This is a genomic window from Paenibacillus sp. N3/727, assembly GCF_022637315.1.
GTDB lineage: Bacteria > Bacillota > Bacilli > Paenibacillales > Paenibacillaceae > Paenibacillus_AQ > Paenibacillus_AQ uliginis.
In genome coordinates this window covers 1838707-1855873 of the sequence record NZ_CP093336.1, presented here as the reverse complement: position 1 = coordinate 1855873, position 17167 = coordinate 1838707, and the positions used below count along the sequence as shown (strand labels likewise).

Below are 17167 nucleotides of genomic sequence, written 5' to 3'. Positions count from 1 at the left end.
GCCCATAAATCGTATGGGCTAGTCTACCCACCCTTCACATTTTTTTTATGCATATTCCAACAGGTATTGGACGATTTGAATCAATCCCCTCAATAACTCTTCTAGCTTTTGCTCAGAAACTTTTTTGTTAAAAACCTCGGCAGCAAATGTGACGGAATCTTCTCCAATATCAAAGGAAAGGGAGAAATCATAATAGTCCTTGTATAATTCGTTACCACTGAATCGGTAGAGAAAAATTGGCATCAAACCTTTTTCCGTGCTTTTGATGTGGATCTTCGCTCTCTGGAATTTAGTCGCATCCTGATAATTCTGATGGACAGTCTCCATAAGAACATTCAGGTCTTCTTCAGCTTTTACTTCAAAGGAGACGTAGTCCTTTTGATTGACAGTACATACCGCAAGTTGTTGCTGGCCAGTCGCATCAAACAACAAATAGCTGTAAGAGAACAACAGAAATTCATATAGTTTGAATTCATCGGTATCATGCATTGCTTTAATACTCTGATACAAGCTTCCGCTGTCCGTGAATCTGATGATAGAATCATGAAGCACTTTGTTGGACTGTTTAAAGTAAGAATCAGGGAACGAAATCTGCGAGCAAGACATAGTTTCCAAACTGCTCATTTCAATATGTGCGGCAAGCTGTGCAATGGTTGGATTTGCAAATACATCACCAACTTTTACAATCCCAGGGTACTGCTCTTCAATTTGTGAAAGCATGACGGTGATCAGCAAGGAATTTCCACCTAAATCGAAAAAGTTATCGTCAATGCCGATTTCGTTGAAATGAAGTATACTTCTCCAGATATTACTCAGGATATGTTCACATTCATTATTAGCAGCCACAAATCGATTGGTCTTACGGAAGAGATCTAAGTCAGGCATAGGCAATGCATTTTTATCCAACTTGCCGCTTCTGGTAACTGGAAGACTATCAATCTGCATGATAAAGGCAGGAATCATGTATCCTGGTAGTACACCTTTGAGTGCATTCTTGATCTCGGTCGGATTAACCTGAACATCGGATATCACATAGGCTTGAATAGTTTTGTCTTCACGGTCATCTTTTCTTGCGATTACCACTGCATCAACGATGTGTTCCAGCTTACGCATCACACTTTCGATTTCAGCCAACTCAATTCGGAACCCTCTGATCTTGACCTGCTCGTCGATTCGTCCTAGATATTCGATGTTTCCATCAGGCAGCCATCGGGCCAAGTCTCCGCTCCGATATAGTTTGCCGGCTCCAAATGGATTGGCAATAAATTTTTCGGCTGTTAATTCCGGCATATTCAGGTACCCTCGAGCTATACCATCTCCTGCAAAACACAATTCACCTGGTATCCCGATTCCGCATAAATTCATTCCGTTCATAATATAGGCTTGTACATTAGAGATCGGCCGGCCTATCGGGACCGGATGCGGGATGTCACTCTTTCCGTCATATTCCCAGTGCGTAGCTAGTACTGTGTTTTCTGTCGGTCCATAGGCATTGACATATCTGCAAAGGCTGCCCGCCTTTTGAATAATTGCTGCATTTGATGCCGAACCGCCGGTCGTGAGTACCTTCAAACCTGTAAGCTGAGTCTGCAAATAGTACTGTGGCGGCAACAAGGTCAACGTGATGCCACTCTGGTTCACAAACTCATTAAATCTTCCGGTGTCCGCAATTATCTCTTTCGTGATTAACGTCAACCTTGCACCAAGCAGGAGTGACAACGTCATTTCCCACACTGCAGCGTCAAAGACATAGTTGGAAAATTGCAGAACGTTGTCTTGATCGGTTACTTGGTATAGATTCTTCAGATAGATACGCATGGCTGTAATGCCCTGATGCTGCAGCATGACACCCTTAGGCTGACCAGTAGTTCCCGAGGTATAAATGACATAGGCCAAATCATCGGGCTTGTTTACTTTATCCAGATCTTCATACATACTTTCCCAAATCGAACGGTCTGCAAGATCGAGAACAGAAAGTTCAGTATTTAAATCCGTTTTGTAAAGAAGCACCGCTTTGGGTCGACAATCCTCCAGAATAAACTGGATACGCTCTTCTGGAAAAGTAGGATCTATCGGTACATAGGCACCGCCCGCCTTCATGATTCCATAGATCCCGACGATCATCTCGATACTACGCTCGGTCATGATGGCGACTCGGTCATCTGGTCTTATCCCCAGTCTGCGGAGTTTCCATGCTACTTGATTAACTTTCCGGTTTAGTTCCGCATACGTCAGTCGATCTTCCTGAAAAACGACTGCAATCTCATCAGGTGTTTTCTTAACCTGCTCCTCAAATAAATCTACGATAGTCCGGTCTCGTGCATACTCAACAGCCGTATCATTGAATTCGCTGAGGATTTGGAGTTTCTCCTGTTCGGTAATCGTCTCGATCTCGGACAATTTCCGGTTAGGATTTTCACCAATGGCCTGCAACACTTTTTCAATTCTTGCTAGAATGCTCAGAATTTCTTCCTTGGCATATACATTAGGATTATAAAGAAGATCAAATACCAGACGCTCTTCATCTTGATACGCACACAAAGTTATGTCGTAGTTGGTCTGCTCTCTGGACGACTCCAGTTTAAACGAGAGCCCGCCTTCCCCAACCTTCAGCTTTTCTTCATCAATAAAGTAGTTTTCATATACATAAAGCACTTTGATCAGGTGATTCTTCTGCTGGCTTGAAGACTGAATTTCAGCGAGGGAGCAATATGAATATGGGTCGCTCTCGATCCCTTGCTTCTGAAGGTTCTTGAGCAGCTCCATTGCGGTCATGTCCTCGCTGCCTTTGACTCTGGTCGGAATGGTATTGATAAACAATCCGATAATGCTCTCGATGCCTCGCACATTTGCCTGACGACCTGAAACAATTTTCCCAAATACGACATCCCTGGTACCGCTGTATGCCTGCAAAACGATTCCCCATGCAGCCTCTACCAAAGTATTGGCAGTCAATTGATGGGTCGCGGCGGCCTGGAATAGCATTTTACTGGTCTCGCCAGCTACCTTGACGACTTCCCGCTGAACTTGCAGCTCCGTTACTGGGGGCTTCGTCACCGGTTTGATCTCGGCCGTTTCCTCATAATCACTCAGCAACTTCTCCCAATAGGACAGCCCTAGTTCCTGATCCTGCTTCTCCAGCCATTCGATATACTCCCCATAGGAAGCGTTCTGTTTCTTTTCCTCCATCACCATCTGTTCCAGATCATCCCGGCTGCTGCCTTCGTTCAACATCCTATAGAATCTGTTGAAATCTCCGTACAGCAAGGACAAGCACCAGCCGTCCAAGATGATATGGTGATAATTCCAAATCAATTTGTGAGTGCCCTCGCTAGCTCTAAGGTATTGAACCCGTAGCAGCGGATCTTGCTCCAAGTTAAATCCACGTTTGATATGGCCTTCCGCTATGGCGGCGATTCTTTCCGCTTGCTCAGGTTGCTCAAGTCCCGACAGATCCGTTCTTTCATACCCGATTTCCCTGTCATGCAGCAGCACCTGTCTTGGCTTGGAGAGGTTTTCGTGCACAATCGCCGTTCGCAATACATCATGCCTCAGGGCAAGCAATTGCAGGGCCTGCTTAATATATTCTTCTTCAACATCGCTTCCGATAGAAAATATGCTCTGGATGATATAATTCGTGGATTCCTTATCGGCAATGTCGTGGAATAGCATCCCCCCCTGCAGTGGGGTAAGGGCGTAAATATCCTCAATCCGCGACGTTCTCTCGAAACGGTTCTGTATAACGGATAAATCCTTGCCCGTTAAATCGGATACAGAATAATCCGAAGGGGTCTTCACTGTTTCCTTTAGCAGGAGACAATACTCAATGATCTCAAGCAGACTTTGTTTGTACAGGGATGTGAACTTTTCCATCCGTACGCCAGAGTACAGGCCTTTGTCATAGGCTAAGGTCAGGCTGAGCCGGCCCCCGGAAATATATCCGTTAAAGCTTACTTTTCCCGGTAAGATATTTTCATCTGCTGAGCTTTTTCCTGCGGAAAAGAAGCTCAGCTTACCGTCTTTGGCCTCGGCATCCATTTGTCCTAAATAATTAAACTGGATGTCAGCTGCGAGATCCGGAAGCTCCTGCTTCAGCACCCCGTATCCCAGGCCATGATTCGGAACTTTCCGCAGCATTTCCTTTGTCGTTACAATCATTTCGTGCAGATCTTCATTACATTCGATGACAATCGGATACATGCTTGTAAACCAGCCAACTGTCCGGTCAATTTCCATCTTCGTATGGATTTCTTCCCGGCCGTGGCCTTCCAGTCCAACGGACACAACGGCTTGTCCAGTCAGCCTTTGTACAGACATACCGATGGCGCTGATCAGCAGGTCATTTATTTCAGTGTTAAATGCCCTGCCTGCCCGGTGAACCAACTGCTCCGTTTCTTCTTTACTCAAGGTAATCTCCAGGCTGGCAAATCCGGTATCATCGGTATATTCATCAATTGCAATATGGCCCTGTTCCATCTGTGACATGACCTTTTCCCAATAAGTCCGTTCTTTTTGAAGCTGCCGGCTGCTTTTATAGGCCTCCAGAGCTTCCGCCCATTCCTTGAAGGAGGCCGTCTTGGCCGGCAAGCAGATGCTCCTGCCTTCCTTCACCTGTTGCAAAGCCGTCCTTAAGTCTTCCTGCAGGATGCGCCAAGAAACGCCGTCCACAATCAAATGGTGCAAGCAGAGGAAGAGGAGGTTCCTCCCGGCGGTTCGGAACAGTGCCGCTTTCATCAGGGGTCCCCGTTCCAAATCCATACTACTCTGCAGCCCGGTACAGGCGGCTTCGATCCGGTCCCTCACATGCGCTTCACCCCGGACATCAAACACCTTAAACTCATACAATTTGCTTTCGCGGCTGCTCAGAATTTCAAGGCGGCCCTTCCGATAGACCGACCGGATGATATCATGATGAACAGCCAAAGCTGTGAGCACCTTTTGAATTTGGGCTTCATCATCAAGATCGATCTCCAGCATGATGTCCTGGTTGAAATGCTGCGGGGCGGGAAGCTGCCACAACGCAAACGCCTCTATGATCGGTGTCGGGATCACGGGTCCTGTCACTTCATTTTGCTCATAGTGGTTTTCGCTGACTGCCTCAACCGCGTGAGCGATCGCTTCCACCGTATATTTGCCCATGATCTCCTTAACGGAGATGCTGTACCCTGCGCTTCTCATCTTCGATACGATGCGGATCGCTTTGATGGAATCTCCGCCAAGTTCAAAGAAGCTATCCTCCGCGCCAACCCTTTCAACACCCAGCACCTGACTAAAGACCTGACACAGCGTTTCTTCGATTTCGTTTCTCGGCGCAACATATTCGTGTTGGCTGCTTGCTACTATCTCCGGAAGTGCTCTTCTGTCCAACTTTCCATTTGGAGTGACCGGAATACTGTCGATCTGCATCATATGAGCCGGAATCATGTAAGAAGGCAATATTTTGTTAAGAGTATCCCGGATATCCGGCAAGCGGATCGGCGTATCGGATACCAGATAAGCGAAGAGGGCCATCTCTCCCGAAGTATCTTCTTGTGCAAGCACAACCGCATCTTGCATCAAATCGATCTTTCTGAGTGTACTTTCGATTTCACCCAGCTCAATTCGGAAGCCCCTGATCTTAACCTGTTCGTCAATTCGTCCTAAGTATTCAATGTTTCCATTAGGCAACCATCTTGCCAAATCTCCGGTACGATACAGTTTGCCGGCTCCAAACGGATTGGTGATCAACTTCTCGGCTGTTAATTCCGGCTTGTTCAGGTATCCTCTCATCAGACCATCGCCCGCGATGCAGAGCTCCCCGGGGATACCAATTCCGCAGAGTCTATTCTGATTTAGAATGTAGACTTGCGTATTGGCAATCGGTTTGCCGATCGGAATCAGCTCAAAGCACTCAGGAATTTCATAAGTTGTTGTAAATGTTGTGTTTTCTGTCGGCCCGTAACCGTTGATCAATTTAACCTGATTCTTCCGGTTTTTTAACATTCTCACATGTTCTTCCGAGAGCCTCTCTCCACCAATCAACAATTCGTTTAGACTGTCAAACATCTCGACATCCGTCTGAATCATTAAGTTGTACAAAGATGCTGTAATCCACATCGTGCTCACTTGATAACGGAGTATGTGCTCTTTCAGACTCTTGTTGTCGGTGATTACCTCCTGAGATGCAAGCACCAGAGTCCCCCCATGAAGGAGTGCTCCCCACATTTCAAACGTGGATGCGTCAAAGGACATAGATCCCGTTTGCAAGATTACTCTCTTTTCATCCAGTTCCACATAGTTAGTATTCGTGACCAATCGAATGATGCTTTTATGCTCGATCAGGCTGCCTTTCGGCTTACCGGTTGTGCCAGAAGTATAGATGCAATACGCTAAATCCCCAGATTTATTCACATTTACCGGATTATTTGCCGCACCTTCCCAAATCTTATGATCTGCAAGATCTATGACAGATAATTCCGTTTCGAGTTCTGAGTTGCAAATGAGCACCACTTTAGACTGGCAGTCCTTCAAGATATACTGAATTCGATCTTCCGGATACATCGGATCGATTGGGACATAAGCCCCTCCTGCTTTTAGAATTCCGCAAATACCGATAATCGTCTCAATTCTACGCTCAACTAAAATAGCTACAAGATCATCTGGTTTTACACCTAACTCACGCAGTTTGCCTGCCAGTTGATTGGCCTTTTGGTTCAGTTCAGCATAAGTCATTAGCTGCTCCCCAAAAGCAACTGCCGTTTTTTCAGGGAATTTCCTAACCTGCTCTTCAAACACATCTACGACAGTCCGGTCTCGTGCATACTCAACAGCCGTATCATTGAATTCGCTGAGGATTTGGAGTTTCTCCTGTTCGGTAATCGTCTCGATCTCGGACAATTTCCGGTTAGGATTTTCACCAATGGCCTGCAACACTTTTTCAATTCTTGCTAGAATGCTCAGAATTTCTTCCTTGGCATATACATTAGGATTATAAAGAAGATCAAATACCAGACGCTCTTCATCTTGATACGCACACAAAGTTATGTCGTAGTTGGTCTGCTCTCTGGACGACTCCAGTTTAAACGAGAGCCCGCCTTCCCCAACCTTCAGCTTTTCTTCATCAATAAAGTAGTTTTCATATACATAAAGCACTTTGATCAGGTGATTCTTCTGCTGGCTTGAAGACTGAATTTCAGCGAGGGAGCAATATGAATATGGGTCGCTCTCGATCCCTTGCTTCTGAAGGTTCTTGAGCAGCTCCATTGCGGTCATGTCCTCGCTGCCTTTGACTCTGGTCGGAATGGTATTGATAAACAATCCGATAATGCTCTCGATGCCTCGCACATTTGCCTGACGACCTGAAACAATTTTCCCAAATACGACATCCCTGGTACCGCTGTATGCCTGCAAAACGATTCCCCATGCAGCCTCTACCAAAGTATTGGCAGTCAATTGATGGGTCGCGGCGGCCTGGAATAGCATTTTACTGGTCTCGCCAGCTACCTTGACGACTTCCCGCTGAACTTGCAGCTCCGTTACTGGGGGCTTCGTCACCGGTTTGATCTCGGCCGTTTCCTCATAATCACTCAGCAACTTCTCCCAATAGGACAGCCCTAGTTCCTGATCCTGCTTCTCCAGCCATTCGATATACTCCCCATAGGAAGCGTTCTGTTTCTTTTCCTCCATCACCATCTGTTCCAGATCATCCCGGCTGCTGCCTTCGTTCAACATCCTATAGAATCTGTTGAAATCTCCGTACAGCAAGGACAAGCACCAGCCGTCCAAGATGATATGGTGATAATTCCAAATCAATTTGTGAGTGCCCTCGCTAGCTCTAAGGTATTGAACCCGTAGCAGCGGATCTTGCTCCAAGTTAAATCCACGTTTGATATGGCCTTCCGCTATGGCGGCGATTCTTTCCGCTTGCTCAGGTTGCTCAAGTCCCGACAGATCCGTTCTTTCATACCCGATTTCCCTGTCATGCAGCAGCACCTGTCTTGGCTTGGAGAGGTTTTCGTGCACAATCGCCGTTCGCAATACATCATGCCTCAGGGCAAGCAATTGCAGGGCCTGCTTAATATATTCTTCTTCAACATCGCTTCCGATAGAAAATATGCTCTGGATGATATAATTCGTGGATTCCTTATCGGCAATGTCGTGGAATAGCATCCCCCCCTGCAGTGGGGTAAGGGCGTAAATATCCTCAATCCGCGACGTTCTCTCGAAACGGTTCTGTATAACGGATAAATCCTTGCCCGTTAAATCGGATACAGAATAATCCGAAGGGGTCTTGACCGTTTCCTTTAGCAGGAGACAATACTCAATGATCTCAAGCAGACTTTGTTTGTACAGGGATGTGAACTTTTCCATCCGTACGCCAGAGTACAGGCCTTTGTCATAGGCTAAGGTCAGGCTGAGCCGGCCCCCGGAAATATATCCGTTAAAGCTTACTTTTCCCGGTAAGATATTTTCATCTGCTGAGCTTTTTCCTGCGGAAAAGAAGCTCAGCTTACCGTCTTTGGCCTCGGCATCCATTTGTCCTAAATAATTAAACTGGATGTCAGCTGCGAGATCCGGAAGCTCCTGCTTCAGCACCCCGTATCCCAGGCCATGATTCGGAACTTTCCGCAGCATTTCCTTTGTCGTTACAATCATTTCGTGCAGATCTTCATTACATTCGATGACAATCGGATACATGCTTGTAAACCAGCCAACTGTCCGGTCAATTTCCATCTTCGTATGGATTTCTTCCCGGCCGTGGCCTTCCAGTCCAACGGACACAACGGCTTGTCCAGTCAGCCTTTGTACAGACATACCGATGGCGCTGATCAGCAGGTCATTTATTTCAGTGTTAAATGCCCTGCCTGCCCGGTGAACCAACTGCTCCGTTTCTTCTTTACTCAAGGTAATCTCCAGGCTGGCAAATCCGGTATCATCGGTATATTCATCAATTGCAATATGGCCCTGTTCCATCTGTGACATGACCTTTTCCCAATAAGTCCGTTCTTTTTGAAGCTGCCGGCTGCTTTTATAGGCCTCCAGAGCTTCCGCCCATTCCTTGAAGGAGGCCGTCTTGGCCGGCAAGCAGATGCTCCTGCCTTCCTTCACCTGTTGCAAAGCCGTGCTTAAGTCTTCCTGCAGGATGCGCCAAGAAACGCCGTCCACAATCAAATGGTGCAAGCAGAGGAAGAGGAGGTTCCTCCCGGCGGTTCGGAACAGTGCCGCTTTCATCAGGGGTCCCCGTTCCAAATCCATACTACTCTGCAGCCCGGTACAGGCGGCTTCGATCCGGTCCCTCACATGCGCTTCACCCCGGACATCAAACACCTTAAACTCATACAATTTGCTTTCGCGGCTGCTCAGAATTTCAAGGCGGCCCTTCCGATAGACCGACCGGATGATATCATGATGAACAGCCAAAGCAGTGAGCACCTTTTGAATTTGGGCTTCATCATCAAGATCGATCTCCAGCATGATGTCCTGGTTGAAATGCTGCGGGGCGGGAAGCTGCCACAACGCAAACGCCTCTATGATCGGTGTCGGGATCACGGGTCCTGTCACTTCATTTTGCTCATAGTGGTTTTCGCTGACTGCCTCAACCGCGTGAGCGATCGCTTCCACCGTATATTTGCCCATGATCTCCTTAATGGAGATGCTGTACCCTGCGCTTCTCATCTTCGATACGATGCGGATCGCTTTGATGGAGTCTCCGCCAAGTTCAAAGAAGCTATCCTCCGCGCCAACCCTTTCAACACCCAGCACCTGACTAAAGACCTGACACAGTGTTTCTTCGATTTCGTTTCTCGGCGCAACATATTCACGTGTACTCGTTACTTCGATTTCTGGAAGTGCCCGCTTATCGACCTTTCCGCTTCTTGTGACCGGAATGCTGTCAATTTGCATGAAGTATGCAGGGATCATATATTCCGGCAACGACGCTCCAAGGTTCTTCTTAAGTGCGGACTCGCTCATTTCTGTGTCGGATACAAAATAAGCACAGATCGCAGAATCTCCTGATTTGTCTTTGGCAGCGATGACAGCTACATCCACAATCCCTTCTATATGTCGCATGGCACTTTCAATTTCACCCAGTTCAATCCGGAAGCCTCTGATTTTGACCTGCTCGTCGATCCGACCCTGGTATTCGATGTTGCCGTCGGGCAGCCATCTAGCCAAGTCTCCCGAACGATACAGCTTACCTTCTCCAAAAGGATTATCGATAAATTTCTCCGCTGTTAGCTCAGGTCTGTTCAGATAACCTCTTGCTAAGCCCGCGCCGGCTATACACAGTTCTCCCGGGACCCCTATTCCGCACAAACTCATTCCATTCAGTATATATATCTGTGAGTTTGAAATCGGTTTGCCTATCGGGATACTTTCCGGTATTTCACTTTTCCCGTCATATTCCCAGTGTGTGGCCTGGACTGTATTTTCCGTTGGTCCGAATGCATTTATATATCTGCCTCTGCCGCCAGATTTTTTTATAACTTCCGGACTTGAGGCTGATCCTGCCGTCGTTATTACGTTTACGCTCGGTAGGTCAGTCAGCAGATAAAACTGCGGTGGTAATACTGTCATAGTTATTCCACTTTGCTTTACAAATTCATTAAATCTTCTAATGTCTGAAATGATAGCTTGTGTTGGAAGCGTCAGCCTGGCTCCTACCAATAAGGAAAGAGTCATTTCCCAAACCGAAGCATCAAATATATAGTTTGCAAACTGTAGAATATTATCTTGCTCTGTTACTCTATATGTATCCAGCAAATGGGTTCTCAAAGATGCAACGCCACTGTGCTTAACCAAGACCCCTTTCGGTGTACCCGTTGTTCCCGAAGTGTAGATTACATAAGCTAAATCCTCAGGTTGGTTTATCTTTTTCGGGTTTGTAGACACCCCACCCCAATTCTCTCTCTCTGCGAGATCGATTATTGGCATACCCGCGTTAAATTCCAGGTCTGCCTGGTAGACAAGAATGACTTTGGGCTGGCTATCCTGGAGCATGAATGCGATTCTGTCCTCTGGAAAGGTAGGGTCTAACGGTACATAAGCCCCTCCCGCTTTCAGAATTCCATAAATCGCTACAATCATCTCGATACTCCGCTCTGCCAGAATGGCAACGAAGTCATCCGGCTTAACGCCCATCTTACGCAGTTTCCTTGCCAGTTGGTTGGCCTTTCGGTTCAACTCAGCATAAGTAAGCTGCTCATCCTCGAATACTACTGCTATATGATCAGGTGTTTTTATCACCTGCTCCTCAAACAAATCTACGACGGTCCGATCTCGTGCATACTCAACAGCCGTATCATTGAATCCGCTGAGGATTTGGAGTTTCTCCTGTTCGGTAATCGTCTCGATCTCGGACAATTTCCGGTTAGGATTTTCACCAATGGCCTGCAACACTTTTTCAATTCTTGCTAGAATGCTCAGAATTTCTTCCTTGGCATATACATTAGGATTATAAAGAAGATCAAATACCAGACGCTCTTCATCTTGATACGCACACAAAGTTATGTCGTAGTTGGTCTGCTCTCTGGACGACTCCAGTTTAAACGAGAGCCCGCCTTCCCCAGCCTTCAGCTTTTCTTCATCAATAAAGTAGTTTTCATATACATAAAGCACTTTGATCAGGTGATTCTTCTGCTGGCTTGAAGACTGAATTTCAGCGAGGGAGCAATATGAATATGGGTCGCTCTCGATCCCTTGCTTCTGGAGATTCTTGAGCAGCTCCATTACGGTCATGTCCTCGCTGCCTTTGACTCTGGTCGGAATGGTATTGATAAACAATCCGATAATACTCTCGATGCCTCGCACATTTGCCTGACGACCTGAAACAATTTTCCCAAATACGACATCCCTGGTACCGCTGTATACCTGCAAAACGATTCCCCATGCAGCCTCTACCAAAGTATTGGCAGTCAATTGATGGGTCGCGGCGGCCTGGAAAAGCATTTTACTGGTCTCGCCAGCTACCTTGACGACTTCCCGCTGAACTTGCAGCTCCGTTACTGGGGGCTTCGTCACCGGTTTGATCTCGGCCGTTTCCTCATAATCGCTCAGCAACTTCTCCCAATAGGACAGCCCTAGTTCCTGATCCTGCTTCTCCAGCCATTCGATATACTCCCCATAGGAAGCGTTCTGTTTCTTTTCCTCCATCACCATCTGTTCCAGAACATCCCGGCTGCTGCCTTCGTTCAACATCCTATAGAATTTGTTGAAATCTCCGTACAGCAAGGACAAGCACCAGCCGTCCAAGATGATATGGTGATGATTCCAAATCAATTTGTGAGTGCCTTCGCTAATCCTAAGATAATGAACCCGTAGCAGCGGATCTTGCTCCAAGCTAAATCCACGTTTGATATGGCCTTCCGCTATGGCGGCGATTCTTTCCGCTTGCTCAGGTTGCTCAAGTCCCGACAGATCCGTTCTTTCATACCCGATTTCCCTGTCATGCAGCAGCACCTGTCTCGGCTTGGAGAGGTTTTCGTGCACAATCGCCGTTCGCAATACATCATGCCTCAGGGCAAGCAATTGCAGGGCCTGCTTAATATATTCTTCTTCAACATCGCTTCCGATAGAAAATATACTCTGGATGATATAATTCGTGGATTCCTTATCGGCAATGTCGTGGAATAGCATCCCCCCCTGCAGTGGGGTAAGGGCGTAAATATCCTCGATCCGCGACGTTCTCTCGAAACGGTTCTGTATAACGGATAAATCCTTGCCCGTTAAATCGGATACAGAATAATCCGAAGGGGTCTTGACCGTTTCCTTTTGCAGGAGACAATACTCAATGATCTCAAGCAGACTTTGTTTGTACAGGGATGTGAACTTTTCCATCCGTACGCCAGAATACAGGTCTTTGTCATAGGCTAAGGTCAGGCTGAGCCGGCCCCCGGAAATATATCCGTTAAAGCTCACTTTTCCCGGTAAGATATTTTCATCTGCTGAGCTTTTTCCTGCGGAAAAGAAGCTCAGCTTACCGTCTTTAGCCTCGGCATCCATTTGTCCTAAATAATTAAACTGGATGTCAGCCGAGAGATCCGGAAGCTCCTGCTTCAGAACCCCGTATCCCAGGCCATGATTCGGAACTTTCCGCAGCATTTCCTTTGTTGCTACAATCATTTCGTGCAGATTTTCATTACATTCGATGACAATCGGATACATGCTTGTAAACCAGCCAACTGTCCGGTCAATTTCCATCTTCGTATGGATTTCTTCCCGGCCGTGGCCCTCCAGTCCAACGGACACAACAGCTTGTCCAGTCAGCCTTTGTACAGACATACCGATGGCGCTGATCAACAGGTCATTTATTTCAGTGTTAAATGCCCTTCCTGCCCGGTGAACCAACTGCTCCGTTTCTTCTTTACTCAAGGTGATCTCCAGGCTGGCAAATCCGGTATCATCGGTATATTCATCAATTGCAATATGGCCCTGTTCCATCTGTGACATGACCTTTTCCCAATAAGTCCGTTCTTTTTGAAGCTGCCGGCTGCTTTTATAGGCCTCCAGAGCTTCCGCCCATTCCTTGAAGGAGGCCGTCTTGGCCGGCAAGCAGATGCTCCTGCCTTCCTTCACCTGTTGCAAGGCCGTGCTTAAGTCTTCCTGCAGGATGCGCCAAGAAACGCCGTCCACAATCAAATGGTGCAAGCAGAGGAAGAGGAGGTTCCTCCCGGCGGTTCGGAACAGTGCCGCTTTCATCAGGGGTCCCCGTTCCAAATCCATACTACTCTGCAGTTCGGTACAGGCGGCTTCGATCCGGTCCCTCACATGCGCTTCACCCCGGACATCAAACACCTTAAACTCATACAATTTGCTTTCGCGGCTGCTCAGAATTTCAAGGCGGCCCTTCCGATAGACCGACCGGATGATATCATGATGAACAGCCAAAGCTGTGAGCACCTTTTGAATTTGGGCTTCATCATCAAGATCGATCTCCAGCATGATGTCCTGGTTGAAATGCTGCGGGGCGGGAAGCTGCCACAACGCAAACGCCTCTATGATCGGTGTCGGGATCACGGGTCCTGTCACTTCATTTTGCTCATAGTGGTTTTCGCTGACTGCCTCAACCGCGTGAGCGATCGCTTCCACCGTATATTTGCCCATGATCTCCTTAATGGAGATGCTGTACCCTGCGCTTCTCATCTTCGATACGATGCGGATCGCTTTGATGGAGTCTCCGCCAAGTTCAAAGAAGCTATCCTCCGCGCCAACCCTTTCAACACCCAGCACCTGACTAAAGACCTGACACAGTGTTTCTTCGATTTCGTTTCTCGGCGCAACATATTCACGTGTACTCGTTACTTCGATTTCTGGAAGTGCCCGCTTATCGACCTTTCCGCTTCTTGTGACCGGAATGCTGTCAATTTGCATGAAGTATGCAGGGATCATATATTCCGGCAACGACGCTCCAAGGTTCTTCTTAAGTGCGGACTCGCTCATTTCTGTGTCGGATACAAAATAAGCACAGATCGCAGAATCTCCTGATTTGTCTTTGGCAGCGATGACAGCTACATCCACAATCCCTTCTATATGTCGCATGGCACTTTCAATTTCACCCAGTTCAATCCGGAAGCCTCTGATTTTGACCTGCTCGTCGATCCGACCCTGGTATTCGATGTTGCCGTCGGGCAGCCATCTAGCCAAGTCTCCCGAACGATACAGCTTACCTTCTCCAAAAGGATTATCGATAAATTTCTCCGCTGTCAGCTCAGGTCTGTTCAGATAACCTCTTGCTAAGCCAGCGCCGGCTATACACAGTTCTCCCGGGACCCCTATTCCGCACAAACTCATTCCATTCAGTATATATATCTGTGAGTTTGAAATCGGTTTGCCTATCGGGATACTTTCCGGTATTTCACTTTTTCCGTCATATTCCCAGTGTGTGGCCTGGACTGTATTTTCCGTTGGTCCGAATGCATTTATATATCTGCCTCTGCCGCCAGATTTTTTTATAACTTCTGGACTTGAGGTCGATCCTGCCGTCGTTATTACGTTTACGCTCGGTAGATCAGTCAGCAGATAAAACTGCGGTGGTAATACTGTCATAGTTATTCCACTTTGCTTTACAAATTCATTAAATCTTCTAATGTCTGAAATGATAGCTTGTGTTGGAAGCGTCAGCCTGGCTCCTACCAATAAGGAAAGAGTCATTTCCGTAACCGAAGCATCAAATATATAGTTTGCAAACTGTAGAATATTATCTTGCTCTGTTACTCTATATGTATCCAGTAAATAGGTTCTGAAGGATACAACGCCACTGTGTTTAACCAAGACCCCTTTCGGTGTACCCGTTGTTCCCGAAGTGTAGATTACATAAGCTAAATCCTCAGGTTGGTTTACCTTTCCCGGGTTTGTGGACTCCCCCTCCCAATTCTCCCTCTCTGCGAGATCGATTATTGGCATACCCGCATTAAATTTCAGGTCTGCCTGATAGACAAGAATGGCTTTGGGCTGGCTATCCTGGAGCATGAATGCGATTCTGTCCTCTGGAAAGGTAGGGTCTAACGGTACATAAGCCCCTCCCGCTTTCAGAATTCCATAAATCGCTACAATCATCTCGATACTCCGCTCTGCCAGAATGGCAACGAAGTCATCCGGCTTAACGCCCATCTTACGCAGTTTCCTTGCCAGTTGGTTGGCCTTTCGGTTCAACTCAGCATAAGTAAGCTGCTCATCCTCGAATACTACTGCTATATGATCAGGTGTTTTTCTCACCTGCTCCTCGAACATATCCACTACCGTTCGGTCCCTTGGGTATTCGACAGTCGTGTCGTTGAACTCACCAAGGATTCTGGCCTTCTCCTCTGGGGTAATCGTCTCAATTGCAGAGACCCTACCTGCCGGATTGGCTGTAAGAGACAATAAAACGGTTTGCACTTTGGATAGTACGCTCTCGATTTCGTCCTTCACGAACACACTGGGGTCGTACATGATCTTCAGATTCAAATAACCATCTTCAAGACTTGCAACCAGAACGATTGCATAATTAACCTTTTCCCTAGACGATTCGAACTGTAATTGAATCCCGTCTTCATCGTCCATCAGTAAAACTTCTTCGAACTCGTAATTTTCAAATACATACAAAACTTTAACCAAATCGGACTTCTGTTTCGTCAATCCCATAATTTGCGGAAGTGGACAGTAAGAATATTCATTACCCTTCATCCCCTGTATCTGCAGCTCATTCAGAAGTTTCGAAACAGTTGTATCTTCTTCACATCTGACTCTAGTAGGGATGGTCGAAATAAATAAGCCCACGATCTGTTCGATTCCCCTGATATCTGCATGTCTACCTGACACAATCTTCCCAAATACCACATCCTTGGTCCCGCTATATGCCTGAAGAACGATCCCCCACGCAGCCTCTGTAACCGTATTAATTGTGACATGGTTGGAACTGGCCAGATCTAGCAGGCTTTGCGTTTGTCCTTTGGACATCACGATACGGCTCTCTAACACATGCTCATCAACGGGTTGGGGCTTTTTCATCGGCTTGATGTCAGCTGTTTCATCATAATCTGCTAACAGCTCCTCCCAATAGGAAAGGCCAAGTTCTTTATCCTGCCTTTCCAGCCATTGGAGGTATTCGCCATATTCCGCGGTCCGCTTTTTTTCGCCAGCGATCATCCGTTCCAAATCACTCATACTTCTTCCGATTTCAAGCAAATCATAATAACGTTTAAAATCGCCGTATAGCAGCGACAAGCACCAGCCGTCTATGATGATATGATGGAATGTCCAAATCATTTTGTATCTGTCATGACCTAATGCGATAAGCTTGATTCGTAGCAGAGAATCCCGCTGCAGATCAAAGCCACGCTCGACATCCAGTCGAGCTACCTCATCCAATCGGCTGACTTGCTCCGCTTCGCACAATTCTGACAAATCGATTCGTTCATATTCAGCTTCCCTGTTCCTTAGGATTACTTGCCTTGGAGCTTCCAGCTTCTCAAATACGATTGACGTCCTCAGAACCTCATACCTCATGAAAAGGAGCTTTAAAGCCTGCTGAGTTGTTGCTTCGGAAATATACCCGCTCGATTCAAATCTATTTTGAATGACATAACTGGTCGATTCTCCGTGCGCAAGCTTGTGGTACAGCATCCCCTCCTGCATCGGGGTAAGAGAATAGATATTTGCAATTGTCGGGTTTATGACACTTCTTTGGCTCATGTCGAATATCGGCCAC

General features: G+C 46.9%; 1 protein-coding gene. It reads right to left on the bottom strand.

The genetic code is table 11. The features are described from left to right. Nucleotides 1–45: 45 nt before the first annotated feature. On the bottom strand, nt 46–17151 hold the full coding sequence (locus MNQ98_RS08120) for a non-ribosomal peptide synthetase (protein WP_241932723.1): 17106 nt from the start codon (nt 17149–17151) through the stop codon (nt 46–48). Nucleotides 17152–17167: the final 16 nt, after the last annotated feature.